At 64.2% G+C, this 23,878-nt stretch carries 19 protein-coding genes and 1 pseudogene; 11 read left to right on the top strand and 9 right to left on the bottom strand.

Annotation, left to right across the window (positions count from 1 at the left end; all coding sequences use genetic code 11):
- Positions 1 to 153: 153 nt before the first annotated feature.
- The 10 genes and pseudogenes from H7995_RS07790 (at position 154) to H7995_RS07745 (ending at position 14,181) form a co-directional block, all read left to right on the top strand.
- Positions 154 to 2,361: a hypothetical protein gene (locus H7995_RS07790; protein WP_182343028.1), complete on the top strand. Its 2,208-nt coding sequence runs from the start codon at positions 154 to 156 to the stop codon at positions 2,359 to 2,361.
- A gap of 18 nt (positions 2,362 to 2,379) precedes the next feature.
- Positions 2,380 to 4,023, top strand: a pseudogene (locus H7995_RS07785) (glycosyl transferase family protein); the annotation flags it as partial.
- Between the two features lie 53 nt (positions 4,024 to 4,076).
- Entirely contained in the window at positions 4,077 to 6,893 is a 2,817-nt protein-coding gene (locus H7995_RS07780; protein WP_185818204.1) for an NfrA family protein, read from the top strand.
- Positions 6,894 to 6,919: 26 nt separating this feature from the next.
- The gene (locus H7995_RS07775) at positions 6,920 to 7,915 is read left to right on the top strand and encodes an alginate O-acetyltransferase AlgX-related protein (RefSeq protein WP_185818203.1); all 996 of its coding nucleotides are present in this window, start codon (positions 6,920 to 6,922) and stop codon (positions 7,913 to 7,915) included.
- A 3-nt stretch (positions 7,916 to 7,918) separates the two neighbouring features.
- Positions 7,919 to 9,034, top strand: coding sequence for an alginate O-acetyltransferase AlgX-related protein (locus H7995_RS07770; RefSeq protein WP_185818202.1), 1,116 nt, complete (start codon positions 7,919 to 7,921; stop codon positions 9,032 to 9,034).
- Positions 9,024 to 10,604 carry an MBOAT family O-acyltransferase gene (locus H7995_RS07765; RefSeq protein ID WP_166592227.1) on the top strand — a complete coding sequence of 527 codons (1,581 nt, stop codon included), beginning with the start codon at positions 9,024 to 9,026 and terminating at the stop codon, positions 10,602 to 10,604. The genes H7995_RS07770 and H7995_RS07765 overlap by 11 nt, the downstream gene beginning before the upstream one ends.
- 25 nt (positions 10,605 to 10,629) lie before the next feature.
- Positions 10,630 to 10,875 carry an acyl carrier protein gene (locus H7995_RS28450; RefSeq protein WP_166592228.1) on the top strand — a complete coding sequence of 82 codons (246 nt, stop codon included), beginning with the start codon at positions 10,630 to 10,632 and terminating at the stop codon, positions 10,873 to 10,875.
- Between the two features lie 35 nt (positions 10,876 to 10,910).
- On the top strand, positions 10,911 to 12,383 hold the full coding sequence (locus tag H7995_RS07755; protein WP_166592229.1) for an AMP-binding protein: 1,473 nt from the start codon (positions 10,911 to 10,913) through the stop codon (positions 12,381 to 12,383).
- A complete protein-coding gene (locus tag H7995_RS07750; protein WP_185818201.1) occupies positions 12,380 to 13,045 on the top strand; it encodes an alginate O-acetyltransferase AlgF in 666 nt (221 codons plus the stop codon). The genes H7995_RS07755 and H7995_RS07750 overlap by 4 nt, the downstream gene beginning before the upstream one ends.
- 8 nt (positions 13,046 to 13,053) lie before the next feature.
- Positions 13,054 to 14,181 carry an acyl-CoA dehydrogenase family protein gene (locus H7995_RS07745; RefSeq protein ID WP_185818200.1) on the top strand — a complete coding sequence of 376 codons (1,128 nt, stop codon included), beginning with the start codon at positions 13,054 to 13,056 and terminating at the stop codon, positions 14,179 to 14,181.
- 18 nt (positions 14,182 to 14,199) lie between these two features.
- Here the strand turns inward: H7995_RS07745 and H7995_RS07740 are convergent, their stop codons facing one another.
- Entirely contained in the window at positions 14,200 to 15,204 is a 1,005-nt protein-coding gene (locus H7995_RS07740) for a DUF4434 domain-containing protein (RefSeq protein ID WP_182343015.1), read from the bottom strand.
- A 222-nt stretch (positions 15,205 to 15,426) separates the two neighbouring features.
- Between H7995_RS07740 and H7995_RS07735 the strand changes: the two genes are divergently transcribed.
- Positions 15,427 to 15,999, top strand: coding sequence for a transglycosylase SLT domain-containing protein (locus tag H7995_RS07735; RefSeq protein ID WP_166592233.1), 573 nt, complete (start codon positions 15,427 to 15,429; stop codon positions 15,997 to 15,999).
- 3 nt (positions 16,000 to 16,002) lie between these two features.
- Here H7995_RS07735 and H7995_RS07730 read toward each other — a convergent pair whose 3' ends face one another.
- From H7995_RS07730 to H7995_RS07695, 8 genes are all read right to left on the bottom strand, one after another.
- Entirely contained in the window at positions 16,003 to 16,179 is a 177-nt protein-coding gene (locus tag H7995_RS07730; RefSeq protein WP_182343013.1) for a hypothetical protein, read from the bottom strand.
- Between the two features lie 152 nt (positions 16,180 to 16,331).
- A complete protein-coding gene (locus tag H7995_RS07725) occupies positions 16,332 to 17,843 on the bottom strand; it encodes a YdgA family protein (RefSeq protein ID WP_166592235.1) in 1,512 nt (503 codons plus the stop codon).
- A 197-nt stretch (positions 17,844 to 18,040) separates the two neighbouring features.
- Positions 18,041 to 18,676 (bottom strand): NADH:ubiquinone oxidoreductase subunit N, encoded by a 636-nt coding sequence (locus tag H7995_RS07720; RefSeq protein WP_166592236.1) that lies wholly within the window; start codon positions 18,674 to 18,676, stop codon positions 18,041 to 18,043.
- A gap of 83 nt (positions 18,677 to 18,759) precedes the next feature.
- A complete protein-coding gene (locus H7995_RS07715) occupies positions 18,760 to 20,208 on the bottom strand; it encodes an efflux transporter outer membrane subunit (RefSeq protein WP_185818199.1) in 1,449 nt (482 codons plus the stop codon).
- Complete coding sequence (locus tag H7995_RS07710) at positions 20,205 to 21,095, bottom strand: efflux RND transporter periplasmic adaptor subunit (protein ID WP_166592238.1); 891 nt, start codon at positions 21,093 to 21,095, stop codon at positions 20,205 to 20,207. Before H7995_RS07710 ends, H7995_RS07715 begins: the two co-directional genes overlap by 4 nt.
- A complete protein-coding gene (locus H7995_RS07705; RefSeq protein ID WP_093426042.1) occupies positions 21,092 to 21,301 on the bottom strand; it encodes a DUF1656 domain-containing protein in 210 nt (69 codons plus the stop codon). Before H7995_RS07705 ends, H7995_RS07710 begins: the two co-directional genes overlap by 4 nt.
- Positions 21,298 to 23,379, bottom strand: a complete 2,082-nt coding sequence (locus H7995_RS07700; RefSeq protein ID WP_185818198.1) for an FUSC family protein — start codon at positions 23,377 to 23,379, stop codon at positions 21,298 to 21,300. Before H7995_RS07700 ends, H7995_RS07705 begins: the two co-directional genes overlap by 4 nt.
- Positions 23,376 to 23,804: a MarR family winged helix-turn-helix transcriptional regulator gene (locus H7995_RS07695; protein ID WP_185818246.1), complete on the bottom strand. Its 429-nt coding sequence runs from the start codon at positions 23,802 to 23,804 to the stop codon at positions 23,376 to 23,378. The genes H7995_RS07700 and H7995_RS07695 overlap by 4 nt, the downstream gene beginning before the upstream one ends.
- Positions 23,805 to 23,878 lie beyond the last annotated feature (74 nt).

The raw sequence follows: 23,878 nt of genomic DNA, 5'->3' as shown, positions 1-23,878 counted from the left end.
GTTTGTCAGGTCTGTATCCAGCTTGTGTCCAAGCTGAGCACCGTCACTGAGTTCGTGTACTTCGCCTGACCAGCACTCACGCACCTCCCCGAGGCCGTGAATGTGCAGGGCAGTCGTGAACTTTCACTTTTCAGATGCGGCCGATAACCACGCATGAATACTCTCTCGAATCGCCAGCAGTGCCTCACCCTCCTCAAGCAGGTCGTACTCGTCGCGCCTTTGGCCGCGCCGCTGTTCGCCATGGCGTCGCCAGGCAGCGATGCGTTGCGCACACTGGCCCAGGACGACTGGGTGCAACGCAGCGTTTCGCTGGCCGACATGGGCATCACCAACCCGGTGGTGCTGCAGGAAAGCGACAACCACCAGTCGTTCTTCCTGCCCGTGCCCAAAGGCGTTGCACTGGATGCGGCTTCGATCAACATCCAGGGCAATTTCATCAAGGGCGAAGCGGCACCCGCCGCTCTGCGCCTGTCCGTCGACGGGCGCCCGCTGTATGCCCAGAGCGTGACCGAGCGTACCGGAGACCTGGCCCGGATACTGCCAGTCGAAGCCCGGCGCCATGCGTCCGGGTTTGTCGATTTCACCATCGACTGGAGTTCGCCCAGCGGCCAACACTTGTGCGAACCCACTCGCCAGAGCAGCAATGTGCTGACCCTGTCGCCCGACACCGCGCTAACGTATCGCTATTCGATGCGCGGCCTGAACACCTTGGCCGATGCCTGGAGCACGCTGCCAGGCAAACCGGTGATCCTGATCGCCGCCGGCAAGCTGGAGCACGCGAGCTTCGACAGCGCCTGGCGCCTGGGCGTGGCCCTGGAACGCAATGCCAAACGGGCTCAGGTCAAGGCCTTCCCAGCCGTGGGTGACGTGGTTGCCGTCGATCAACTGAACATGCCTGCAGCCTTGAGCAGCGTCGCGCCGTTCTCCGCGCTGACCGGCAAAGACCGCCACACCCTGGCCAGCGCCGCCGAGGTGGGTGCCTTGCTGGTGCTCGACGCCCCTGCGACCCGGGCTGACCTGGCCATCGCCGACGCCGCGCTGGTCGGCCAGATCAACGCCGCACTGGATGCCCTGCGCGATCAATTGCAGAACGATGACGACGCGGTCAAGGCCCTGGGAGAGTGGCGTGGCCGGCATGCCAGCGCCGCCCAGAAAGTCCCCGGCAGCCAGCAGATTCAACTGGCCAGCCTCGGCCATCAGGCCGTGATCAGCGTGGCCGCCGACGCCGGGGCCAAGGCCGCCGGCGTGTTCGACTCACATTGGCGCAACGTGCTTGTTTCCTCCGAGGCAACCATTCACCAGGCCGGTGAAACCGGGGAAGGCAGCGACCGCGAATTGCGTGTCGGCACGCTCGGCGGCTCGACCACCGCGTTTGATGTGGTGACCCGTGGCGAGTGGAATGCCGTATTCCCACTGAGCGCGGTGGCCGTCCAGGGCCGGATGCCAGGCGAGCTGATCCTGGATGTGGCCGCCGCACCCGGTGCGTCGATCACCCTGCCGGTGGCTTCGGTGCTGTGGAACGGGGTCCTGCTCAGCGCCAAGCAACTGAGGGCCGACGGCAAGCCCGAGCGCCTGACCGCCCGCGTCCCAGGCTATGCCCTGGGGGTGACCAACAACCTGCAGGTACGTTTCCAGCGCCAACCGGTCTCGCCCAACTGCGCCGAAATCCCCCAGGGGTATCCGGTCAATGTGTTGCCGAGCAGCTACCTGCGCTCCTCCGATGCCGAGCCGGACGGCACCTTCGTCGGCCTGCTGCCATTGCTGGCAGGCAACGCACAGGTGATCGTGCCCAAGACCGTCCTCGATACCCCGGCGGCCAACCTGCGCCAGATCATTCGCCTGGCCAGCGCCGCGTCGATATCACCGGTCAATGCCGAACTGACCCTGGCCGACAGCAGCCAGCCGTTCAAGCCAAGCAAGCCGTTCCTGTCACTGGATGTGCCGCTGGAAGGGGCCAAGCCGCTGATCGATGTCAAAGACCTGCAGCGCCTGCGTGCCGGTGGTGACGACAAGCGCCTGCTCGACCTGACGGGCCCACAACCGCTGAGCGCAGCCTCGGTGGTCGATTCGAACAGCCAGCATGGGGTGATCTGGTATGCCCTCGGCGACCCAGTGTTGACCCCCGGGGTGCCGTTCGTATTCAACCAGGGCAATGCCGTGGTGCTGGGTGTGGAGGGTCCGCTGACCTGGGTCGATACCTCCGAGCCTGGCCTGATCGCATCGATGGGCCTTGGTGAAACGCCGTTCCATGAGTGGCGCAAGTACCTGGCGTGGGCCCTGCCGATGCTTGCTGCAGCCCTGCTCGGCTTGCTGGTGCTGGGTGTTCTGGCGCGTCGCCACAAAAAGAAAAAAGGCTTGTAACGACCTGGGGAACAGCTCATGTCCTCGCTCTACCTGCCGTATCTGCTTGCGGACTACTATCACATCCTGGAGATCGTGACGGTCATCGTGGGCGTGCTGATCATGTTCTCCAGCCTCGATGACCTGTTCATCGATGGCTGGTACTGGGCACGCCAGGCGTACCGTTCGCTGATGGTCAAGCGCCGCTACAAGGCGCTGACGGCCGAACAACTGCGCTCCAAGCGCGAGCAACCGCTGGCGATCATGATCCCGGCCTGGCTCGAGTACGACGTGATCGCGCCGATGCTCGAGAACATGGTCGGCTCCCTGGAGTACAAGAACTACTACATCTTCGTCGGCACCTACTGCAACGACGCACGCACCATTGAAGAAGTGGAACGCATGCGCCGGCGCTACAAACAGTTGATCCGCGTCGAAGTCCCCCACGATGGCCCGACCTGCAAGGCCGACTGCCTCAACTGGATCATCCAGGCGATCTTCGCCCAGGACCTGCGCCAGCCCGAGCCGTTTGCCGGGGTCGTCCTGCATGACAGCGAAGACGTGCTGCACCACCTGGAGCTGCACTACTTCAACTACCTGCTGCCGCGAATCGACTTCATCCAGCTGCCGGTCACGTCCCTGGAACGGGACTGGTATGAGCTGGTGGCCGGCACCTACATGGATGAATTCGCCGAGTGGCACACCAAGGACCTGGTGGTGCGGGAAAGCATGTCGAAAATGGTCCCCTCAGCGGGCGTCGGCACCTGTTTCTCGCGCAAGGCCCTGCTCCAGCTCTCGGCAGAAACCAACAACCAGCCGTTCAACACCGCCACCCTCACCGAGGACTACGACATCGGTGCGCGGCTGGCGCGGCGCGGCATGAAGCAGATCTTCGGCAAGTTCCCGGTCGACTACATCGCCAAACGCGCCAAGTGGTTCGGCCAAGGCGAAGCGAACATGGTCGCGATACACATGCCCCTCGGTGTACGCGAATACTTCCCCGACACCTTCCGCACCGCCTATCGGCAGAAGGCCCGCTGGACCCTGGGTATCGGCCTGCAGGGCTGGAGCCAGGTCGGCTGGGAAGGCTCGCTGGCCACCAAGTACCTGTTGTTTCGCGACCGCAAAGGCCTGGTCACCTCCTTTGTGGCGATTGTTGCCTACATCCTGCTCGCCCAGCATCTGCTGTTCATGGTGATGACCTCGATGGACTGGTGGACGACCTACTACCCCTCGGTGTTCAGCCCCCACAGCGGGCTGATGCAGTTGATGTGGGCCAACGGCATCCTGTTGAGCCTGCGGGTGCTGCAGCGCGGGTATTTTGTCGGCCGCCTGTATGGCTGGGAACACGCACTGCTGTCGGCGCCCCGGATGATCATCGGCAACTTCATCAATGCCATGGCCGCCGCACGCGCCTGGCGCCTGTACCTGGGCCACCTGTTCCTTGGCAAGCCACTGGTCTGGGACAAGACCATGCACGACTTCCCGTCCGCCGACCAACTGGTCCAGCAACGCCTGCGCCTGGGGGATCTGTTGATGTCCTGGCGAGCGATCGACCAGGAGTCCCTGAACAAGGCACTGCAAGCCCAGGCCGCCGAGCACAAGCCCTTGGGGCAGATCCTGCTCGAGCATGGCTACCTCGACCAGGCCACCCTGAGCGAAGCGATCTCCTTCCAGAACGACACGGGTCAGCCAACGGCTGCCAGCCCCACTGAACAACGCTCCTCAGAGACGCCATGACCCCTACTTCGCGCTTACTTGTGCTCACCGCAGCGTTGCTCTGCAGCTCGACGCTCCTGCCGCTGCCGGTGTCGGCCGCCGCCTATGAAGCGCCCCTGGAGGGCGAGGCCTGGCAACAGGCGGACCTGGCGTACAAGAGTTACCAGGCCGGCCGTTACCGCGATGCGCTGGAGCAGGTGAATGCCGCGCTGAAACTGCGGCCCGAGGTCGTGCGCCTGAATCTGCTGCAGGTCTATACCCTGCAAAAACTCGGACGCATCACGCAGGCCCGCCAGGCCGCACAGGCGGCAATCAAACGCGGCGTAGACGACCCGGCGCTGCGCGCCACCGTGAAAAACCTGCAACCCCAGGCAGCCGCCGCCACCGGCCGTGGACCGTCGGCGGCCTATCAGCGCGGTTTCCCGCTGGCGACCAAGGGGTATGCCGCCTACAACGCCGGCGACATGCCCGCCGCCGCCCGGGATGGCGAGCAAGCCTTCCGCGCCGACCCCAGCCAGGGCGCGTGGGCACTGCTTTGGCTCGACGCGCTGGAGGCCCAGGAAAAATGGCCCGAGGCAGTGAGCGCGGCCGACCAGGTGATCGCCCTGAACCCGCCGAACAAAAGTGACATCGAGGCCCGCCGCGCCATGTTGAAGCGGCGCATGGCCGTCCGGCCAACCCAACTGGCCTACCAGGCACTGATCACCAACCAGCCCGCCGAAGCGTCCAGGCTGGCCCGCGAGGCCGTGAACCTCGCGCCGGACCTCGACAGCCAGCGCCTGCTGCTGGTCACCGCACTGCTCCAGGATAAACAGCCCGCCGCCGCCGAGCAGGCGGCCACCGAGGCCCTGGAACAGAACGACGAAAACACCGTGATGCTGGTGATGCGTGCCTACCTGCGCCAGCTCCAGGGCAAGAAAGACGCGGCGCGTGGCGACTTCGACGAGGCCATCGCCCAGGACTGGCTCGACGACGATCAACGGCGCAACGTGCGCCTGATCGCGATCGACGGGGCGCTGGCCTCCGGTGACACGGCCCGCGCCGAACAACTGCTCGGGCCATTGGACGCCGCCGACGAAGCCGTGCTCAAGCGCCGGGAAATCCTCGCCGAGGACAACAAACCCGCGGCCAAGCTGACCACCACGCTTTACCCCGCGCCCGCCCAGTCGTGCCATGACACACCCTATGGCACCCAGTGCGAATTGTTGCCCTCCGATCAAGTCACCGGTCCGGCCGGCCCTGCCACCGAAGCCTATGCCGCCTATGGCCGGCAGGACTACCAGGAAGCGATCAAGCAATCGCGCCTGGCCGTGGAACAAGCACCGGACAACCCCGACTACCAGCGCCTGCTGACCACATCCCTGGCCTCGGGCAACGCGGCCCAGACCGCCGAGGCCGAGCAGCGCCTGACCCGCGCCCTCGCCGCCTCGCCAAACGACGCCGACCTGTTCATGCAGCGCGGCTACGTGCGCCAGCGCAATCGCCAGCCGGACCTCGCGCTCCAGGACTTCAGCGCCGCACGGGCCACCGGCAAGGCACCGCCCACGGTGATCCTCAACGAGGCCTATGCCCAGTCGGCCATGGGCGACAACCCAGGGGCCGTGAAAAAACTCAAGAAAGCCATCGACATGGCCGACGCCAACCAGCTCGAACTGGATGACCAGCAGCGCTACAACACCCGTGGCGCGATTGCCGGGATGGACCGTGAATGGGGCGCGACCGTGTCGCTTGGCTACCGTGGGGCACAGCCCACCACCAACAGCAGCGGTGCCGGCTTGAGTACCGCGGGTGATTCGGTTTTCAGCACCTCCGAACTGTACTGGCGGCCAACCCAGTTCAATGACCAGAACGGCATTCTCGAAGTCTACGGACGGCTGACCAACACCCTGTATGACGAGGGCAGCGAGTTCAAATCGGACCGATTTGTCGATCCCTGCAGTGGCCAACCTGCCCAGGAAACGGTTGAGAGTGATGATCGAACCAACGGTTCTAGTTCCGTGACCGGATTTCCTAGCACCATTGGCTCGCTGGGCGTTCGCTACATGCTGGCCGACACAGGCATTACCTTTGGCTTGGAGCGAAGATTTTTTCTCGGCACTGCGACACGCGAAGGTACTGCCTACCCCACCTCCCGTGATGATCAATGCCGGATTCAACAAGCGGTTGAGGCCGCGAACAACGCCAGTGGCCCCAACAACCCTTTGATCAACGGCATCCTCACGCGCTATCAACTCGACAGTGACGCCGGCGGTTGGCTCTCATACATCACCTACGGTTTCTACAAGGGCACCGAGTTGCGCATCAATGAATCCAACTGGTTCACCATGGATGGCTACGCACAGCTTGGTTATGCCTGGGAGGACAACAACGCTACTTTCACTGCCTATGACGTCGACAGTCAGGGTAAGTCTACCCGGCAACTGGCCAAGACCGATGGCCAGCTCAAGCGCCAGCAGGTATTCGCCAGCAGTGAAGTACGAGTCGGCCGCAGCCTGCGGTTCGACGAACTGGGGCCCAACGTGGTGGTGTTCCCGCACATCGTCGGGGCCGTGGACTGGATCTGGCAGAAGGACCAGGCCACCGGCCTGGATTTCGGCAAGAACGATCAGATCGACCTGAGCAACGTCAGCCAGGACTGGTCACTGACCAATGACGCCACCTCCTGGTCCATGGGGGTCGGCCCCGGCGTCGCGGTTCGCTACTGGTTCCGCGAAGACCACTACAACGCTCCACGCTCCTCCCTGAGTTGGTCCATGCAGTACCGCTACCCGATTGGCGGCGGTGCTACGGAACGGGCCAAAGGGCTGTTCATGAACCTGATTTTTTCCTATTGAGCCCACTCGTCATAAGGACCTTTGCCATGTCACTTGCACGCCTGGTCACCCACCCACTCAAACGCCTGGGCGCCCCCCTGCTCGGCATGACGCTGGCTCTGTCGATGGCCGGCGCGCACGCCGAAGACTCCACGCTGGTGATTCGCGGCAGCGACGGCTGGTTGTTTCCCGGCTGGGGCAGCCTGACGGTGGTCGATACCAAGGCCATCGACGCCAACACCGCGCTGATCAACGATGCACGCCAGGCCCTGGCCGCCCGAGGCGTGCATTTGCAGGTACTGCTGCTGCCGGACAAGACCCTGTTCTATCAGGACAAGCTGCCGGCCGACAAAGCCCTGAGCCCGCCAGTCAAACAGCGCTACCAGACGATTCTCGGCAAGCTCAAGCAGGCGGGTATCTCGACGTTCGACGACGCCGCCGTACTGAGCCAACTGAAAAACTCGGGCAAGGACGTGTTCTACCGCACCGACCAGCACTGGACCCAGCCGGCCGCCGACGCCACCGCCGTGGCCACCGCCGAGCAGATCAAGCGCGACGTGCCGAACCTCAAGGGCAATCCCGGCACCGGCATGGCCCTGGGCAGTGAGTTCAAGGAGCGCCGCTATGGCGACCTCGCCGAGCGCTTCCTGACCGAAGAGCAACGCAAGGCCACCGGCCGCGAAACCTTTGTCGTGCGCCGCCAGGACACCACCGGCGGCCTGCTGGATGCCACACCGGCACCGGTGCATGTCACCGGGCACAGCATGGTGCAGCCGTACTTCGGCTTCCCGCAGAAACTGTCCAATGCCCTAGACCGCCCGGTGTCGGTGAACTGGAAGCCGGGCAACATCGGCCACTGGACCATGCTCCTGGAATACCTGGAATCAGCCGATTTCAAGAAAAACCCACCCCAGGTGCTGGTGTGGCAAATGTTCGAGCCGAGCTATTCCTATGGCCCGCAAGCGTCGGGCATGTGGGACAACGCCTCGATCATGAGCGACAGCGCCTGGCGCCAACGCCTGCATGGCGCACTGGGACGCTGATCGATGGCAAACGAGCAAAAGCCGGTCTCGCACCGCATGAGCGCTGCCGCGATCATCGGCCTGTTAGTGGTCGGGCAGGCGGTCGGCATCTGGATGCTGCTGCACGCCAAGCTCGAACCAGGGCAACTCAAGCCCTCGGCCTGGGTCGACGGTTCGGCCGGGCAGGTGCTGGGGCACGTGATGAAACTGCCGCTGCAGGACGAGGCCGACACCCTCAGCTCGGCGGTACGTTATCGCTTCTTCGGTGACCTGGGTGCGCAGGTGGTCCAGGGCTGTCCGAACTGGTTGTTCTATCGCGATGGCCTGCGCGCACAACCCGGGGTACACGACGCCTATGAAGCCCGGGTGCGCCTGATGCAGCACTGGGTCGGCGACCTGCGCGCGCACGACCTGCAAGTGCTGGTGGTGACGGTGCCGGACAAGTCGCGGGTGCAGACCGAAGGCCTGTGCGGCCTGCAACAAAGCGCCCAACTGCAGGCTCGCCTGCAGGGTTGGCAAACCCGCCTGGCACAGGCCGGCGTGCCCCACAGCGACCTGTATCCCGCACTGGCCCAAGGCAACGAGCCGCGCTTTTTCCACACGGATGTCCACATGACGGCAGTCGGCGCTCAAGCGGCCGCCGAAGTGGTCGGGGCCCAGGCCGTGGCGTTGCTGGGCAGCAAGGGCAGCCAGGCGTTCAACGTCTCGCCCCCCGGCACCGCCGTGCCGCGCATGGGCGACCTGATCAGCCTGGCCGGCCTGGAAAAGGCCAGCCCGGCCTGGCGCCCCGCTCTCGACATGGCGCAACCCGTGAGTATCGAGCCGCTGCGCAGTGGCGGCCTGCTGGATGACACGCCGCCTGTGGAAGTGCTGCTGGCCGGTAGCTCCAACGGCCGGCGCAGTGAGTTTGCCGAACGCCTGGGGATGACCCTGGGGCGCCAGGTGTGGAACCAGAGCATGGACGGCGGCCAGTTTTCCGGCGCGTTGCTCGCCGCCCTGAAAAAACGCGACAAATGGCCTTCCAGCCTCAAGCTGGTCATTTGGGAGTTTTCCGAGATGGCCCTATCCCTGCCGCTGACGGCCGACGAACGCGCCGTGCTGGCCACATTGCCGAAGCAACAGGACGACCATGCTCTTTAACTCCTATCTTTTCCTCTTTCTGTTTCTACCGGTCACCCTGGCGGCCCACTACCTGTTCAGCGCCATCAGCCCGCGCATGGCCGCGGTGTGGTTGTGCATCACCTCGCTGGTGTTCTACGGCTGGTGGAACCCGCAATTTGTGATGCTGCTGATCGGCTCGATCGCCTTCAACTATGCGATCAGCCAGGTCATCCTCAGCACCGCCCACCGCCCGCGCCTGCAACTGGCGGTGGCCACAATCGGGGTGGCGGCGGACATCGCCCTGCTGATCCACTACAAGTACTTCGTCACCCTGATGAACTTCGCCCATGACTGGGGGTTTGGCAGCGGTCGCCTGGACGACATCATCCTGCCGCTGGGCATCTCGTTCTTCACCTTCACCCAGATCGGCTTCCTCCTCGATTGCCGCGCCGGCATCGTCAAGGAACGCAGCCTGCTCAGCTACGTGCTGTTCGTCACCTTCTTCCCGCACCTGATCGCCGGGCCGATCCTGCATCACAAGGAAATGATGCCGCAGTTCGCCAAGCGCGAAACCTACCGCTTCAACGCCGAGAACCTCAGTGTCGGCGGCATGCTGTTCGTCATCGGCCTGGCCAAGAAAGTGCTGTTGGCCGACCCGATCGCGCCCTATGCCGATGCCGGCTTCGCTCAACCCGGCGAGCTGCAGTTCTGGGCCGCCTGGGGCACGGGCCTGGCCTATGCGCTGCAGCTGTACTTCGACTTTTCCGGCTACTCGGACATGGCCCTGGGGTTGGCGAAGATGTTCGGCATCCGTTTCCCGCTGAACTTCAACTCGCCGTACAAGGCCAGCAGCATCATCGAATTCTGGGCGCGCTGGCACATGACCCTGACCCGCTACCTGACGGCCTACCTCTACTATCCGGTGGCCATGGCGGTGTCGCGCTACCGCACCCAACGCAACTTGCCGGTGGGCACCCAGGGCGTGTCGAGCCTGGGCGGGTTTGCGGCCACGATCGTCCTGCCGACCGCCTTCACCATGGGCCTGGCCGGCATCTGGCACGGCGCCGGGTTGCAGTACCTGATCTTCGGCTTGATGCACGCTGCCTACCTGTCGATCAACCACGCCTGGCGCATCTTCGTGGTGGGCCGCACACCGGTTGCCGAGCGCAAGAACAACCGCCTCAAGGAAGCCGGCTACGTCCTGTTGACCTTCGCCGTGGTGATCATCGCCCAGGCGTTCTTCCGCGCCGCCGACACCCAGGATGCGCTGCGGCTGGTAGAGGGCATGCTGGGTCTGCGCGGGTTCGACAGCCTGCCGAACGTGGTGTATCCGGCGCAGATTGCCTGGGGCGACGCCTGGCGGATGTTCATGGGCCGCCACCTTGATATCTTCCATATCATCGCCCTGCTGTGCGTGGTCTGGTTCCTGCCCAACTCGCACCAGATCATGGGCACGTTCTCGCCGGCACTGGCCAAGGCGCAGCCGACCGGACCGGCATTCCTGCGCTGGGCTCCAACGTTCAAATGGCTGGTAATCCTGGCCGCGTTGCTGTTCCTGTGCCTGATGAACCTGCACAAGGAAGCGCGCTTCCTGTACTTCCAATTCTGATCAATGACTAGCGGAGCATGACCTCGTGAGCACACCCAATGCAGCACTCGTAGCCAAACTCGGCGAGATCGTCGCCAACGTTATCCAGACCACTGTTGAGCCGGACGATCTGCTGATCGAGTCCGGCATGGTCGACTCGCTGACGGCCGTGGATATCGTGCTGGCCGTGCAGGCCGCCTTCGGTTGCAAGGTTCCACCGACCGAAATCGAAGAACACCTGGAGTCGGTCAACGCGCTGGCCGCCTTTGTCGAGGACAACCAGAAAGCCTGACGGCCCGCGCCGTCCCTCAATACTCAGGGGGCTGTATGTATTTTGACTTTGATCGATGTGATTTCGCCGAACAGGATCAGGCCACCACGGCGCCCGCGCTGAGCGACGCCCAGCGCCAGATCAGTTGGGCCGGGTTGCTGGCGGCCACCGATGCCTGGCAGGCGCGCGCACTGGCGGCTGGCGTGCTGCCGGGCCACGCGCTGGTGATCAGCGGACACAAGGAGATCGAGTTTGTGGTGGCCATGCTCGGCTGCCTGCGCCTGGGCATCACCTACGTGCCCGTCGACAGCATCAACCCACCTGAGCGCCTGAAGCTGATCACCGAACGGGTCGCCGCCGCCCGGTGCTACAACGCCACCCTCAATCGTTTCGAAGACGGCGCCGCCGTCTGCGCGCCGCTGGCGGAGCCGGGCATCGCCTACATCATGTTCACCTCGGGCAGTACGGGCGAACCCAAGGGCGTACAGATCGGTCGCGACAGCGTCGCACTGTTCGCCAGCTGGATCCGCGACTGCCTGGCACTGGGTCCGCGTCCGGCGTTCATGAACCAGATGCTGTTCAGCTTCGACTTCTCGCTGTTCGACCTGTGTGGCGCCCTGGCCCTGGGTGGCGCCTGCGTCCTCTGCCCACGGGAGACCATTGCCGCGCCCGACGCCTTCGTGCGTTACCTGGCCGATACCGGGGTGCAGGTCTGGGCCTCGACGCCGGCCTTCGTCCGCCAGCAGTTCCTCAATGACGATTTCAACCAGGCCCACCTGCCACAGCTGGGGGTCTTCGTGTTCGGCGCCGAGTCGCTGTCGCCGGCCATGGCCGAGCAGCTCTGGGCGCGCTTTCCCGACGCGCGCATCATCAACTCCTATGGCCCGACCGAAGCGACCTGCTCGACCACCTGGGTGGAAATCAAGCGCCCCCTGGACGGCGCACGCAATCCGCTGTCGATCGGCCGTGCCAAGCCTTATGCCGAGGTGTTCCTCGACGACGGGGAGATCTGCATCGCCGGCGACCACGTCATGCGTGGCTACCTCGGACGACCTGACCTGACCGCCAAGAGCCTGTTCCTGCACAACGGCAAGCGCGCCTATCGCACCGGCGACATTGGCGAAATCGACGAGCAGGGCCTGGTGTACTTCCATGGCCGGCGCGACGACCAGATCAAGCTCAACGGCTACCGCATCGAGCTGGGTGAAATCGATGCCGCGCTGGCCAGCCTGCCTGGCGTCCACGCGGCCGCCACCATTGCCCTGCGCCGTCCCGATGGCAGCCTGGTGCGCATGATCGGCTTCGTCTCCTCCCCCGAGACCCTGGCGCCGGGAGTGATCGGCCCCTTGCCGGAGCAGTTGCACAACTGGAAACAAGCCCTCGGCGAACGCCTGCCGCACTACATGGTGCCCTCGGAGCTGGTGGCCTGCGGACTGTTCCCCACCAACGTGTCCGACAAGGTCGACCGCAAGCGCCTGGAATCCCAATACCGGGAAACGCGCATGAAACCCACCAAGGAGCAACCATGAACCCGCGTGCCCTTACCCTTCGCGCCACCCTGCTGCTGGGCACTTGCCTGGCAGGTCCGGCCATGGCCGAAGGCGTCCTGGCCCAGCTGTACGCCCCCCGCCCTCCGGCGGGCTCGGCCTTTGTCCGGGTGGTCAACCCGAGCGCCGACAGCCTCAAGGTGCAAATCAGCAACGGTACCGTGCAAGCGATCGGCCCAAGCCAATTGGCCAGCAGCTATGCCACCGTCAAGGGCAACGAAACCTTCAGCGTGACCCTCGACGGCAAACCCGCCGGCCAACTGCAAGTGGCGCCGGACAGCTTCAACACCCTGGTGCCGCAAGACGGCAAGTTGCAGGTGCTGGACGACAGCGCCGGCAGCGATGACGCCCTCAAAGCCGAACTGCGCTTCTACAACCTGGCGAGCGATTGCCCCAAAGGCAGCCTGGCCGTGGCTGACGGCGGCCCGGTACTGTTTGCCGATGTCGCCGCCCACAGCACCACCGCGCGAGCCATCAACCCGGTGAGCGCATCACTGAGCGCCGGCTGCGGCAAGGCCACGGCCGAGAAACTGGCGTTGCCACAACTCAAGCCCGGCGATCACTACAGCCTGTTCCTCACCGGCAGCGCCACGGCCCCCGTGCTGCGCGGGCAACTGAGCAGCACCGACCTCTACGCGAAATAGGCCTCCCCATGCGCAAGATATTCCGCGAAGACCACCTGCAGTTCCGCGACCAGGTGCAACGCTTCATCGCCGAGCGCATCCTGCCGCGCTACGACCAATGGGAAACCGCCGGGGTGACCCCGCGGGAACTGTGGCGTGAGGCTGGCGAGCAAGGCCTGCTCAATTCAGCGCTGCCGGCCCCCTATGGCGCCGACGGTGACTTCGGCCACGCCGTGGTGGTCATCGAGGAACTGGCGCGGGCCAATTGCCTGGGTATCGGCTTCTCGATTCACTCGGACATGGTCTCGCCTTATCTCTGGAATCTCGGCACCCAGGCACAGAAAGACCGCTGGCTACCGGCGATGGCCAGCGGCGAGGTCATCGGCGCGATTGCCATGACCGAGCCCGGCGCCGGCAGCGACGTCAAGGCGATCCGCACCCGCGCGGTACGCGATGGCGAGGACTTTGTGCTCAGCGGGCAGAAGACCTTCATCACCAACGGGGTCAACGCCGGCCTGGTGATCGTCCTGGCCTGCACCGACCCCGAACTGGGCGCCCGCGGCCTGTCGCTGTTCTGTGTCGAAGAAGGCCTGCCCGGTTTCAGCAAGGGCCCGGCCATGCGCAAGATCGGCCAGCACGCCCAGGACACCTGCGAGCTGTTCTTCGATGAGGTGCGAGTCCCGGCTGACTGCCTGCTGGGCGAGCTGAATGCCGGCTTCGAATACATGAGCCACGAACTGTCCCGTGAGCGCCTGGCCATCGCCCTGCGGGCCGCAGCGTCGACCGAGGGCATGCTGGAACAGACCAAGGAATACACCCGGGGTCGCAAGGTGTTCGGCAAGCGCGTCATCGACTACCAGAACAACCGCTTTGTCCTGGCCGATGCCAAGGCACGCCTGACCATGCTGCGGGTATTTCTCGACGACTGCGCGCTGAAGCTGATGGAGGGCAACCTGGACCCGGTGATCGCAGCCATGGCCAAGCTCAATGCCACTGAAATGCAGGGGCAGATTCTCGATGAGTTGCTGCAGTTGTATGGCGGCTATGGCTACAGCGCCGAGTACGGCATTGGCCGCGCCTGGGCCGATGCACGGGCTCTGCGGATCTTCGGTGGCACCAGCGAAATCATGCGCGAGATTATCGGGCGCTCACTCTGAATCCGGATAGCGCCCACCTCAGGAGCGCGCCTTGAGCCACTGCTGGCGCAAGCGTTGCGCCTGAGGGTCGGTGCCGGTCGCCCAGGGGTCGACGGCAAACGCGATGATGCGTTCCGCGCCCGTGGTCTGGGCCCACTCCAGCTGGCGCTGGACCCGAGGGTAGTCCGCAGAGACGGCCTTGAAGTCCGTGCCGTCGTTACGCGCTGACGGCAGTTGCTCGAACAATTCGACAATCACCTCGAACTTCACCCCACGCTGGCGCAGGTACTGCAACAGCGGCTCGATCGCCTTGAGGTTGTTCCAGCCCGCCACGCCCACGCCATCCTGCACCATGGGCCGCAGTTGGGTGCGCGACAGCAGCGATTGCCACAGTTGCACCAGGCTGCCGTCGGTCTGCAGGGTGCTGTAGTAGGTGGAAATGGCCGGGACGCCATGGCCGGCGTTCTGCGACACCCCCGACAAGGCCGTCAGCCATTTGCCCAGCCGCTCCTGGCGGGCGGGTTCGGTCCAGTGGTACTGCTCGATCTCGTAAGGGATGTACCAGCCGGCAAACTGTTCATGGGCGGACCACGGCGCCTCGCGCATGTAGCGACTCGCCCCCTGCAACGACCCGCTGAAGAATGCCGCCTGGGTCGACTGGTCGGTCGCCGACAACGCCTTCCACCAGCCATTGTCGTAAGGCAGGCCGATGCGCACTTTCATTCCGTGCTCGCCGGCGGTGTCCAGCAGGTTCTGCATCACCGGGTCCGGCAGCATCCAGTCCGGCTCGTCCCCGCCCAGCAGCCCGACCCATTGCAGCACCAGCTCAGCGCAGCCCAGCTCAGCCATGGCCGCCATGCGCGTGGCCCACTGATCGCGACTGAGTTCGGCGTGGCTTTTCCAGATCTGCAGGAAAGTGGCGTCCATCTGCGGCTTGCGTGAGCAGCCTGCCAGCGGACCGAGCAAGGCCAACACCGGAGCACACGCCGCCAGCCGCAAGAGCTGCCGCCGACCCTGGCATGGCGGGTTCAATGGATTGGACATTGAGGTCTCATTGACTGGGACTGTAAATGCACTTGTATGCAGGGGGAGTCATCATAGCGTCTATCAGGCGGTTATGATTGGCCATCGCCAGACTTGCCAAGGGGCCAGGCAATCATCGCGCCTGAACCAGAACATGATGGTGAATCAGACACCTTTCAACCAAGAAGGATTGGCTAAGCGCCAATTGAGTGATTTTTGCACGGACGGTTTTTCGCAGTACTCATGGCCCTGACCTTGCTGGCCGGCTGTTCGACCACGCCGCCGCGGGACCAGGGCAACATTTGCAGCATCTACCGCCAGTACCCCGACTGGTATGAAGACACGCTGAAGATGGAGCAAGCCTGGGGCCTGCCGCCTCATGTGGCGATGGCGATCATCAAGCAGGAAAGCAGCTTCGTGGAGGACGCCCTGCCCCCTCGCGACTATTTCCTGTGGGTGATTCCCTGGGGTCGGGTCAGCTCGGCCTATGGCTATGCCCAGGCGCAGGATCCGGTGTGGGGCGAGTACAAGAGCGCCACCGGCAATGGCGGCTCGCGGGACAATTTTGACGACGCGGTGATGTTTGTTGGCTGGTACGCCGCCGGCACTCAGCGCCAGCTGGGGATTTCCAAGTGGGACACCTACAGCCAGTACCTGGCCTACCATGAGGGGCGCGGCGGGTTCAGCCGCCAGAGCTACCTGCAAAAACCCTGGCTGATGCAGGTGGCGCGCAAGGTCGAGCAGCAGGCGAAAAACTACGGCTGGCAACTCAAGCAATGTCGGTCCGAACTGGAGAACAATCGCGGCTGGTGGTAGGGCTCAAGCCTGGGGATCGGGATCATCGCCAGCGTCCGACTCGCAGGATGACTCGTCGTCATCCTCTTCATCGTCATCCAGCAGAGAGTCCTTGCGGGCTTCAGTAATTGCCCGGCGCATTTCTTCGCCCTTGACCGGGCAATTGAGCAATTGGGCAATGCGGTCGATACGTTGTGTCACAGCTGGCCTCCAACTCGCCAGGATTTGCCTCGATAGTGCGCGCTTTCACTGGTCGACGCCAATCCCTGTGCGCCCCAGTGCCGTAGCAGCGGCAGGCAACCCGGCCCTGGGTCAGTGCAGGCCGGGTGTTTTGCGTTGGCGGTGACGCTGATTTACTGAAGTTCGCCCGTGGCGCCCAGCTTGCTCATGACGAAGGCGACAAACTGTTCGACGGTCATTTTCTGGCCGTTGAACTCCACCTGGTTATTGGCGTAGTGCAGCTTGGACACGATGTTGTCGCCTTCCAGCGTCGCCAGTTGGGTGCCAACCGCCATGCTGCTGAACATATCGCTGGTGGCCAGGGCTTCTTCGGCAATGGCCTTGGCGTCTGTCTGGCCGTCGACCAGGGCCTGCACACTGACCAGGTCCGTGATCATCGGCTTGGAGACCTGCAGGTTGAAGTCCAGCAGGGCAATCAGCTCGCGCACCACTTGGTCGCTCGGCTGGTCCATCGACTTCGGCTTGGTCAGGTCGAGCACCAGGCTGACCTTGCTTTCACCGTTGGCGGTGGTGAACGAGAGATTTTCCAGGGCGATTTGTGGCTGGGCGGCCAGCAGTTTTTCCAGGTCGGCCTTGACCTGGGTTTCCTCGGCTTCGCTCAGTTTCAGCTCCGGCACGGGTTGCCCGGCCTCGGCAGCGGCGGCGGCAGCCTCTTCGTACGGCTGCAGTTTGGTTTGATAGATCTGCACCAGCGACAGCGTCGACGGGATGTCGAGGTTCTTCATGCTCCAGGCCATTTTGGCCGAGCCGAGCGCCTTGTCGTTGAGGGTGATCTCGGCAATCTTGTAGTCGGCACGGCCCGCCGCGTTGCTCCCGGATTCGCTGGTGGCGGTCTTCATTTCCAGTTTCTTCAGGTGCAGCACCGCCTGTTTGTCACCAAAGGTGGTTTTGCTGCTGCTGACCTCGACGGTGTTATCGCCCAGGTAATAGCCGTAGCTGCTTTTGGTCAGGTTGCTGGCCAGGGTCAGGCCGTTGATCTCGACTTTGACCGGCGACTGGTCCTCGGCGACGCTGGTCAGCGTCAGGCTGTCCATGTAGCCGTTGGCCTTGACCTTCTGGGCCTCGGCGCTGGCCGAGACCTCAAGGTTGAGACCGGAAAACTTCAGCGTCGACTGGTCGTCGAGCACCGTGTCGACGGGCGCCAACTCAAGGGTGCCGCTGGCGGCGCGGTCATAGCCAAGGTTGATCACACCCTTGAGCGGCGACACGTCCTTGGTGGCGGCGAACCATTTGGCGGTCAGCGGGGTTTTTTCCAGGGAGTAATGACTGGTGGCCATGACCGGCAGCCATTTCAGCGATACCAGTCGGGAGAATGGCAGCGGGCCGTGTTCGATACGGTCGGTGAACAGCAGTTCTACGCCATCGGCGTGTTCGCCAAACATCTCGCCCTGGCCCTTGAGGCGGTAATGGGCGGTGCTGCTGAACAGCTGGCGATCCAGCGACACCAGTTCCAGGGTCGCGGTGCCGTTGGAGCCAACCATGGCGGCTTGCAACTGCTGGTTGGCGTCGGCGATGGACGTCTGCAATACCCCTTCCAGCTTGGTGCCGGTGTACCACGCGCCACCGGCACTGATTGCACCCATGGCCACTACGATTCCAAGAAGCACACCTGCTGATTTATTCATGAATTACCTGATCATTGTCCGTGGTTGAAAGGGTCGTCTTCCCTGAACCCATGACAGGCCGTGGCGCGACTTCGTTCAAATTGCGCAGCAGATTAGCATTAGCGGTCGATGGCAACCCAATGAATAAGGGTTAAAGAGTGTCCAGTGACCACGACAAGGCGCGGCCACGCCCGCCCCGTTGAGGAGCGGTTTGCACCTCAGGAGTATTCCATTTCCATCTCGTCGAGCTGATGATCGAAACTTTTCAGGCGCGCGGTCCAGGTGTACACCAGCACCTCGAAGTCGCGATTGATCACCGTGCCGTCGGGTGAATCGAAACGTGGGTCGCAGACGTCCAGCTGGTAACGCTCACGGGCCATGGCAGTGGCAACGTCAGCCAGTTCCCGGGCGTTGTTCAGCCAATGCCAGCCTTCTCCGGTCACCTGCTGGTCGAGGGCCCGGCATTGCACCTTGAGCGCTTCGAGGCTTTTTTCCAGCGGGGTGCCGGTCAGCTCGCCCATGACTTCCTGGAACGTGCGGCCCGGCTGCCAGTAGCTGCCCCAGAAATACCGGTCGAACACCGTTTCGACCCGGCGCAGCGCCACCTTGGTGTCCCAGATCTGCACCAGGGTCTTACCTTGTTCGAGTTGTTTTTTCTTGATCCGCTGGCCTTGCAGCGAGGCCCAGGCGACCACCGCGATCGACAGCACGCCGATCATCGCGCTGGCACTGTCGAGAAAGAGCAGCGCCTTGTCGAGCTGGTGAGTCAGCATGACGCCATAAAAGTAGGTTGCAGACAGCAGTACCAGTGCGACGATCGCGCACCAGAAGCCGGGAGCATAAGGGTTTTTCATTATTGGAATCCCCATGACCTGTGCGAGCCTTGATCACCGGACCCGCCCGCGTGGATCCGACATGTCAAAGCATAGCAACGGCCTCAGGGTTTCGTCGGTTTTGCCGCTTGCGTTCGTCCGCTTTCCCAGCCGCCGCCCAGGGCCAGGAACAGATCGATCTGGCTCATGGCAACCTGGGTGTTGGCCAGGGCCACTTGCGCCCGTACGTCGGTGTAGGTGCGGGTGGCTTGCAGGTCGGCGAGGAACGATGCCCGACCGGCCTGGAAGAAGCGGTGTGTCTGGTCGGCCGCCACTTGCGCCGACTGCTCGGCGTCGGCCAGGGCATCGCGGCGCTGCAACAGCGCAGCGTACTGCGTGAGGCCGGTCTGGGTTTCGCGAATGGCGTTGAGCACCACGCCGTCGAAGTGCGCCAGTGCCCCCTGGCTCACCGCTTCGGCCTCATGCACCCGTGCCCGGGCACCGTTGGTCGGCACGCTCCAGGTCAGCAACGGGCCGAAGCCCCAGCGATTGGTCTGGGACTCGCCCAGGTGATCGAGGATGCCGACGGTGCCGACGGTCGCCCCGATGCTGATGTCCGGGTACAACTGACCGGTGGCCACGCCAATCTCCGCGGTCGCCGCCGCCAGCCGGCGCTCGGCCTGGCGCACGTCCGGCCGCCGCTTGAGCAGGGTGGCACCGTCGCCCACCGGCAGCAGTTGGGCGATCCTGGGCAGTTCATGGCAACTGGCAGTGCCGGCCGGCAACTGGTCCACCGGCTTGGCCAGCAGCATCGACAGGCGGAACAATCCGGCCTGGCGCGCCGCTTCATAGCGCGGCATTTCCGCGCGCAAGGACTTGAACTGGGTCAACGAGCGGGTGACCTGGGTTTCGTCGCCGCGCCCGGCATCGCGCAGGCGCTGGATCAACTGGGTGCTCTGGCTTTGCAGCTCGAGGGAATGCTCGGCGATCTCGCGCTCTTCGTTGGCCGCGCACACCTGGGTGTAGGCACGCACCACAGCGGCGACCACGGTGATGCGCGCCGTATCGGCCGCCGCCTGGGTAGCATCGGCATTGGCCTTGGCCGCTTCGATACCGCGCTGCAAGGTGCCGAACAGATCGAACTGATAGGACGTGGTCAAGGCCACGTCACCGACGTTGGCCACCGGGACTTTTTCCGGCAACAGGAAAGCTTCCCCGGATTCCTGCAAGCGTTGGGCGCCAAGCTTGACCCCGCCACTCCAGCCACCGGCCGATTCGGCCTGCTCGACTTGCGTACGGGCACGGGACAGGTTGGCCGCCGCCACCCGCAAGTCGGTGTTGGAGGCCATGGCCTGTTGCACCAACTGATCCAGGCGCGGGTCCCGGTACAGGCGCCACCAATCCGCCGGTACGGGCGCCGACACCACGTTGTGAGCATCGATCGGCAGCTCGCCCTGCAAGTCCGCACGCTGCACCGCCGCGTCCTTGGGCACCTGGTAATCCGGGCCAACCACCTGGCAGGCCGACAGCAGCAGGCCCAGGCCCACCGTGACCAATCCGCCAGCCGCCTTCATTGGGCCGGCTCCTGGGCGGGCTGGTCGGCGATGATCGACACGGTGGCGGTACGCCCGGCGATCATGCGGAAGTCCTCTGGCACCTCGTCAAAGGCAATGCGCACGGGAATCCGCTGGGCCAGCCGCACCCAGCTGAACGCCGGGTTGACGTTGGGCAGCAGGTTGGCGCCGCTGCTGCGGTCGCGGTCCTCGATCCCGGCGACGATGCTTTCGACGTGCCCACGCAGGCGCGCGTTGTCACCGATCACCCGGATGTCGACGCGCTGGCCAACATGAATGCCACCCAACTTGGTCTCTTCAAAATAACCGTCGATGTGGAACGAGTTGCCGTCGACCACCGACAACACCGGGCGCCCGGCCGTGACGAACTCCTGCACCCGTGGCGCGCGGTCGTTGACGTAACCGTCGACGGGGCTGCGGATCACCGAGCGGTCGAGGTTGAGCTGGGCACTGTCCACCGCGACCTGGGCCTCCATCAGCGCCACCTCGGCACGGGCCACGCGCGACTGGCTTTCTTCCAGTTGCTCAGCCGGCACCAGGTTGCCCAGGCCGCGGTTGCGCTTGGCTTCGCGCTGGGCCTGGGCCAGGGTTTCCTGACGGTCGGCAACAGCCGCCTTGGCCTGGCGCAGCGCCAGCTTGAAGCGGTCCGGATCAATGGCGAACAACACCTGGCCGCGCTTGACCGGCTGGTTGTCGCGCACGTCGACCTGCTGGATCAGCCCGGAAACGTCCGGGGCGATCTGCACGATGTCGGCGCGAATGTGGCCGTCACGGGTCCATGGGGCAAACATGTAGTACGCCACCATGCGCCACACCACGAACGCGGCCAGCGTCACGATCAGCAGCGTCAACACCACACGGCCGAGGGTCAAAAAAGGTTTTTTCATGTCATCAGGTATCGACTGAGTGAATCCACGGCGCCGAGCAGCAAGGCGTACAGACCCACGTTGAACAACGCCCGGTGCCAGACCAGGCGATAAAAGTGCAGGCGCGTCAGCACCCCGTGCACCAGCAGGTACAACACATAGGTAATGCCCATCAGCACCAGCAGGGTGGGCAGGAATACCCCGCTGACGTCCAGGTCACCGATCATAGAGGCGCTCCATCAATGCCATGGGGTAGCGGTTCTTCCTGCTCGCCCGCGCCGAGGAATTCCACGCCCGGCAGCAGCGCCAGGCGCAAGCCACTGAGGGCATGCAACAGGTTCAGGCGGGTGTCATCGTCGCCTTGCAGGCCCTGGCCATTGAGCGCGCGCCGGGCGCGGTCCATGGTCATCTGCAACGAGGCGGGCGCCGGCAAGCGTTCGCCGGCCTTCAGGCACGCCTTGAAGTACTCGCCGACTTCAGCCACCACCTGACGCAACAGCACATTGGGCACTCCCAGCACCCGTGGCGCGTAGGCCAGGATGTCCAGCAGATTGAGCCCCACCCGCACTTCGCGCAGGGCGATGCCGGTGTCCTGGCCGGTGATGGCCAGGCGTGGCAGGTGCTGCATCAGGCGGTCGAGCATTTGCACCCCCAGCTTGCGGCTTTCGGCCAGGTTGGCCGGCTCCGTCATGCCGACGATGTCGTGCCAACTGAAGCGGGTCAGGCGCTTGGCCGCCAGCTCCGAACCGAATGGCCGCGCCACCAGGGTCCAGACAAAGGCAAACAACAAGCCGATGGGGCCGGCCAGGTTGGAGTTGACGAAGCTCAGGAAGTCCGCGTCGTAGGCGCCTTGCAGGCTGATGAACGACGAGGTGTTGACGATGGTCAGCAGCATGCCCAGGTAAAACGCCGGCTGCACCGTCAGGGTACCGACGACGATGTAGGGCACGGCGAACGCCAGCACCAGCATCGGGAAGTCATGCAGGTTGGGCAGGATCAGGAACAGGTAGAGGCTGGCGAACACCACTGACAATGCGGTCCAGAAAAAGAACCGGTAGATCTGTGGCGCCGGGTCGTCCATCGCCGCAAAGAAGCTGCACGCCACCGCCGCGAGGATCACCGCGCTGCCGCCGTCGGGCCAGCCCAGCGCAATCCACAGCACCGAGGCCACGATGATCGCCAGCACGGTGGAGGTCGCCGAGTACAGCATCAGCCCCCGGTCGAGGAAGGGCGTCAGGCGACCGAGACGCCAGTGCCGGTAAACCGCCCGCCAGTTGTCCTGGTTGTCGGTGTGAATCGCGTATTGCAGGCTGCGCAGGTCCTGCCACAGGTCGATCCACTCGCCCAGGCGGTACAGCGCATTGGAAAACAGCAGTTGCTTGCGATCATCCAGGGCTTCGGCGTTGGGTTGCATGGCCTGCAGTTGCGCGCGCAAGGCCTCCCAGCGCTCGACCGAGGCATCGCTGTATTGGAGCCATTGCAGGGATGCGGTGAGGATCGGCGTAAACCGCTCGACCCACTCCGGGGTACGTCGCTGCAAGGCGTACAGCGCATCGTCCAGGGCATCGATCACCGGCAGCAGGTGGATCATTCGCCCGCGCAGTTCCTTGATGTTGCGCACGGTTTGCGGCCGGGACCCTTCATGGGGCAGTTGGCCGATCATCAGCTCCAGGGAATTGAAGGTGGCCACCATCGAAGCCTGCAGCGCGCTGATTTCCCCAGGCTCGACCTCACGGCTGAGGAAGCGCTGGCTGTAGGTCACGGCGCTACCGAACCACTTGCTCACCGCGTCATCGAACACCGGGGCCAGGCGCCGGGGCCAGAACAGACTGCCCACCACCGCCGCGCAGACAATGCCGAGAAAGATTTCCTCGGTACGCGCCTCTGCCACATCCCACACCGCCAGCGGGTTATCCACCACCGGCAGGGCGATCAGCGGCAAGGTGTAACCGGCGAGCATCAGCGCGTAGCTGTTGGCGGTACGCAGGTGCATGGAGAGGAACAACAGGGTGCCGGTCCACAACGCAATGACCACCACCAGCACATAGGGGCTCTGCACAAACATCGGCACGAACAGCAAGGCCGCCGCCGCGCCGGTAAAGGTACCGATGGCACGGTACAGGGCCTTGGAGCTGGTAGGCCCGACAAACGGGCTGGAAACGATGTAGACCGTGGCCATCGCCCAGTACGGCCGAGGCATCTGCATGAGCATGGCGATGTACAGCGCAATCATCGACGCCGAGAACGTCCGTACCCCGTAGAACCAGTCGCGAGCTGGCGGCATGCCAGAAAAAAATCCGCTCAAGATGGGCTCACCGCGGCCTGCTCGGCGGTCTCGAACGCGCGAATCACCCGCAGCGCCGCTTCCAGGTCCGCCGCATCGATCCCTTCGAGCACCTCGCGGCGCAGGCGCACCAACTCCACCTCCACTGCCTGCACCAGCTCGCGACCGGCATCGGTCAGGCTCAGGCATTTGGCGCGCCGGTCGTAGGCATCTTCGGTCCGGCAGACATACCCGGCATGGCACAACTGATCGAGCAGGCGCACCAGCGAAGGACTCTCCATCCCCGCGGCCTGGGCCACGGTCACCTGGCGCACGCCCTCACCCAGGCGCCCGATCATCAGCAACGGGACTGCACAGGCTTCGGAGATACCAAAGTTGACCAGCGTGGTCTGGCAGATTTTTCGCCAATGCCGCGCGGCCACCACCATGGCACTGCTGATGTTCATTTGAAGGGCGTCGAGGGTCTGGGGCACGGGAGCATTCGCACACTGTTAGTTTGCTAACTATCAATATCGCACCG

The organism is Pseudomonas kielensis, assembly GCF_014236655.1.
Classification (GTDB): Bacteria; Pseudomonadota; Gammaproteobacteria; order Pseudomonadales; family Pseudomonadaceae; genus Aquipseudomonas; species Aquipseudomonas kielensis.
This window is presented reverse-complemented; position numbering and strand designations above follow the sequence as displayed.

What these genes read in the sequence shown, in the direction of transcription:
- H7995_RS07765 (WP_166592227.1), top strand. Translation starts at nt 9,024, where the DNA reads ATGCTCTTTAACTCCTATCTTTTCCTCTTTCTGTTTCTACCGGTCACC.
- H7995_RS07715 (WP_185818199.1), bottom strand. Translation starts at nt 20,208, where the DNA reads ATGAAGGCGGCTGGCGGATTGGTCACGGTGGGCCTGGGCCTGCTGCTG.
- H7995_RS07770 (WP_185818202.1), top strand. Translation starts at nt 7,919, where the DNA reads ATGGCAAACGAGCAAAAGCCGGTCTCGCACCGCATGAGCGCTGCCGCG.
- H7995_RS07710 (WP_166592238.1), bottom strand. Translation starts at nt 21,095, where the DNA reads ATGAAAAAACCTTTTTTGACCCTCGGCCGTGTGGTGTTGACGCTGCTG.
- H7995_RS07725 (WP_166592235.1), bottom strand. Translation starts at nt 17,843, where the DNA reads ATGAATAAATCAGCAGGTGTGCTTCTTGGAATCGTAGTGGCCATGGGT.
- H7995_RS07705 (WP_093426042.1), bottom strand. Translation starts at nt 21,301, where the DNA reads ATGATCGGTGACCTGGACGTCAGCGGGGTATTCCTGCCCACCCTGCTG.
- H7995_RS07740 (WP_182343015.1), bottom strand. Translation starts at nt 15,204, where the DNA reads ATGTCCAATCCATTGAACCCGCCATGCCAGGGTCGGCGGCAGCTCTTG.
- H7995_RS07780 (WP_185818204.1), top strand. Translation starts at nt 4,077, where the DNA reads ATGACCCCTACTTCGCGCTTACTTGTGCTCACCGCAGCGTTGCTCTGC.
- H7995_RS07745 (WP_185818200.1), top strand. Translation starts at nt 13,054, where the DNA reads ATGCGCAAGATATTCCGCGAAGACCACCTGCAGTTCCGCGACCAGGTG.
- H7995_RS07750 (WP_185818201.1), top strand. Translation starts at nt 12,380, where the DNA reads ATGAACCCGCGTGCCCTTACCCTTCGCGCCACCCTGCTGCTGGGCACT.
- H7995_RS07695 (WP_185818246.1), bottom strand. Translation starts at nt 23,804, where the DNA reads ATGAACATCAGCAGTGCCATGGTGGTGGCCGCGCGGCATTGGCGAAAA.
- H7995_RS07735 (WP_166592233.1), top strand. Translation starts at nt 15,427, where the DNA reads ATGGCCCTGACCTTGCTGGCCGGCTGTTCGACCACGCCGCCGCGGGAC.
- H7995_RS07755 (WP_166592229.1), top strand. Translation starts at nt 10,911, where the DNA reads ATGTATTTTGACTTTGATCGATGTGATTTCGCCGAACAGGATCAGGCC.
- H7995_RS07720 (WP_166592236.1), bottom strand. Translation starts at nt 18,676, where the DNA reads ATGAAAAACCCTTATGCTCCCGGCTTCTGGTGCGCGATCGTCGCACTG.
- H7995_RS07790 (WP_182343028.1), top strand. Translation starts at nt 154, where the DNA reads ATGAATACTCTCTCGAATCGCCAGCAGTGCCTCACCCTCCTCAAGCAG.
- H7995_RS07775 (WP_185818203.1), top strand. Translation starts at nt 6,920, where the DNA reads ATGTCACTTGCACGCCTGGTCACCCACCCACTCAAACGCCTGGGCGCC.